This is a genomic window from Pseudomonas sp. K5002, from assembly GCF_013386655.1.
Taxonomy (GTDB): Bacteria; Pseudomonadota; Gammaproteobacteria; order Pseudomonadales; family Pseudomonadaceae; genus Aquipseudomonas.
Window position 1 is genome coordinate 1 of sequence record NZ_JACARK010001421.1, and the last position, 972, is coordinate 972.

Annotated in this window: 2 pseudogenes; both read right to left on the bottom strand. The window is 64.4% G+C overall.

Going from position 1 to position 972, the window contains the following annotated elements:
• Positions 1–283, bottom strand: a pseudogene (locus tag HX846_RS36870) (TonB-dependent receptor); the annotation flags it as partial.
• 149 nt (positions 284–432) lie between these two features.
• Positions 433–972, bottom strand: a pseudogene (locus HX846_RS36875) (ABC transporter substrate-binding protein); the annotation flags it as partial.

Here is a 972-nt window from a genome sequence, read left to right on the forward strand (position 1 = left end):
GGGTGATACCGGGGGCGTATTTGACCAGGTCATAGGCGCTGCGGATCGAGTCGTTGGCCAACTGCTCGGCGTTGATCTGCACCACCGAACGCGGCGTGTCGAGGACCTTGGTCTCCGTGCCGCCGTACACCGACGTCGGCGGGCGGGTGGGCAGGGCATCATCATCGGACTGGCTGGCACTGGCCTGCACGGTCACGGTTTGCAGTTGGGTATCGGCGGCAAACGCCTGGATTGGCAGGCTTGCGGCCAGCAGCAGAGGTAAACGCAAGGCGATAGCGTGCATGGCAGAAATGCCCCATAAAAAACAATGAAGAGCGCACGGTCCCTTGTAGGATCCGGCTTGCCGGCGATGAGGCCCTTGGGCCCTGCGCCGGTCGACCGGGCGCCATCGCCGGCAAGCCGACTCCTACAGGGCGATGCGGTGTAAGTGGGTCAGGCCGTGTCTTTGAGCCAGAGCTTTTCAAAGCGCCAGGTGCTGAACAGCGACTCTTCCGACTGCGCCCCGCCGACGCGGGTGGAAACGCTGTCGAGCAAGTCGGCGTAGCCCCAGATCAGCATCCCGCCGCGCTCGTACTGGATCTGCTGGACCTGATGCACCAGGGCCTTGCGTTTTTCCAGGTCGGGCTGGGCCATGGCGTCCAGGAACAGCTCGCTGAATTGCGGGTCGTTGAAGTGGGTCTTGTTGGACACCGCAAACGGCGCGTCGGTATGGATCGCACTGGCCAGGAACGGCGCGCCGATGCTGCCGCCGGTGCTCAGGGTCCAGTCGTTTTTCAACGGGCCCTGGAAAGTCGCCAGGTCCACCTGCTTGACCTTCAGGGTCACGCCAATGCGCTTGGCCTGCTCGGCCAGCACCAGCGCCGAACTCAAGCCAGGCCCCGGAGTGGTGATCAATTCCACCTCGAGGTTTTCCTGGCCGGCGTCCTTGAGCAGTTGCGCCGCCCGTTGCGGGTCGTAGGGGCGTGGCCCGAG